General features: G+C 66.2%; 1 protein-coding gene and 1 pseudogene. Both read left to right on the plus strand.

Annotated features, from left to right (window positions below; all coding sequences use genetic code 11):
• A pseudogene (locus JHC79_RS22765) lies at positions 1-450 on the plus strand (acetyl-CoA C-acyltransferase); the annotation flags it as partial.
• 49 nt (positions 451-499) lie between these two features.
• A partial coding sequence (locus JHC79_RS22770) for a 3-hydroxyacyl-CoA dehydrogenase NAD-binding domain-containing protein (protein WP_296395195.1) occupies positions 500-2,031 on the plus strand: 1,532 nt, incomplete at its 3' end.

Consider the following 2,031-nt stretch of genomic DNA (forward strand, 5'->3'; position numbering starts at 1 on the left):
GGCAACAGCTCCGGCATCGTCGACGGCGCCGCGCTGGTGCTCGTCGGATCGGCCGAGGCGGGCAAGCGCGCCGGCCTCACCCCGCGTGCACGCATCGTCGCCACCGCGCAGACCGGCAGCGATCCCACGATCATGCTCACCGGCCCGACGCCTGCCACCGAGCTGGTGCTCAAGAAGGCCGGACTCACCGTCGACGACATCGACGTGTTCGAGCTCAACGAGGCGTTCGCGTCGGTCGTCATGAAGTGGATGAAGGACCTGAAGATCCCGCACGAGAAGACCAACGTCAACGGCGGCGCCATCGCGATGGGCCACCCGCTGGGTGCGACCGGCGCGATGATCCTCGGCACCGTGGTCGACGAGCTCGAGCGCAGCGGTGGCCGCTACGGCCTGGTCACCCTGTGCATCGGTGGCGGCATGGGCGTCGCGACCATCATCGAGCGCGTCTGATCGCCTCGCCCACCTCACCACTCACCTCTCAAAGGGACATTAGAAACACATGAGCGACAACATGATTGCCTGGGACAAAGACGCCGACGGGGTCGTCGTCCTGACCATGGACGACCCGAACCAGGGCGCCAACACCATGAACGACCTGTTCATGACGTCGATCGCGGCGACGGTCGACCGTCTCGAGGCCGAGAAGGACGACATCACCGGTGTCGTGCTCACCTCGGCGAAGAAGACCTTCTTCGCCGGCGGCGACCTCAAGGACATGACCAGTGACCGCGGCGACCGCGACAAGGTCGAGATCGCCACCGAGATCACCAAGCGCACCAACGACATGAAGAAGAACCTCCGTCGTCTGGAGACCTTCGGCAAGCCGGTCGTGTCGGCCATCAACGGTGCCGCACTCGGTGGTGGCCTCGAGCTCACCCTCGCGACCCAGCACCGCATCGCGGCCGATGTCAAGGGCGCCTCCCTCGGCCTGCCCGAGGTCACCCTCGGCCTGCTGCCCGGCGGCGGCGGTGTCGCGCGCACCGTGCGACTGCTCGGCATCCAGAACGCGCTGATGGGCGTACTGCTGCAGGGACCCCGGCTGCGTCCGGAGAAGGCCAAGGAGATCGGCCTGATCCACGAGGTCGTCGGCAGCGTCGAGGAACTCCTGCCCGCCGCGAAGGCGTGGCTCAAGGCCAACCCCGAGGCCGTGCAGCCGTGGGATGTCAAGGGCTTCAAGATCCCCGGTGGCTCGCCCACGAGCCCGTCGGTCGCGCAGTTCCTGCCCGCGATGCCGGCCATCCTGCGTCGTCAGCTCAAGGGCGCCCCGATGCCCGCACCGCGAGCAATCCTCTCGGCCGCGGTCGAAGGTGCGCTGGTGGACATCGACACCGCCACCGAGATCGAGACCCGCTACTTCGTGTCGCTGGTGACCGGTCAGGTCGCGCAGAACATGATCAAGGCGTTCTTCTTCGACCTCAACCACATCAACGGCGGCGGCTCGCGTCCCGACGGCTACGACAAGTGGACCGCCACCAAGGTCGGCGTCATCGGCGCAGGCATGATGGGTGCGGCCATCGCGTATGTCTCGGCCAAGGCCGGTATCGACGTCGTGATCAAGGACATCGACCTCGACGCGGCCAAGCGCGGCAAGGCCTACTCGGAGAAGCTCGAGGAGAAGGCACTCTCGCGTGGCAAGACCACGAAGGAGAAGTCCGACGCCCTGCTCGCTCGCATCCACCCGACCGTCGACGCGGCGGACTTCTCCGGTGTCGACCTGGTGATCGAGGCCGCCTTCGAGTCGGTCGACGTCAAGCACAAGGTGTTCCAGGAGATCGAGGACATCGTCTCCCCCGACGCCGTGCTCGGGTCGAACACCTCGACGCTGCCGATCACCATCCTCGCCGAGGGCGTCAAGCGCTCCGAGGACTTCATCGGGATCCACTTCTTCTCGCCCGTCGACAAGATGCCGCTGGTGGAGATCATCAAGGGCGCGAAGACCTCGGATGCGGTGCTGGCCAAGGTCATCGACTACACGCTCGCGATCAAGAAGACCCCGATCGTCGTCAACGACAGCCGTGGCTTCTTCACCTC

The sequence above is a fragment of the Williamsia sp. genome, from assembly GCF_016462415.1.
In the GTDB taxonomy this organism is placed as follows: Bacteria; Actinomycetota; Actinomycetes; order Mycobacteriales; family Mycobacteriaceae; genus Williamsia_A.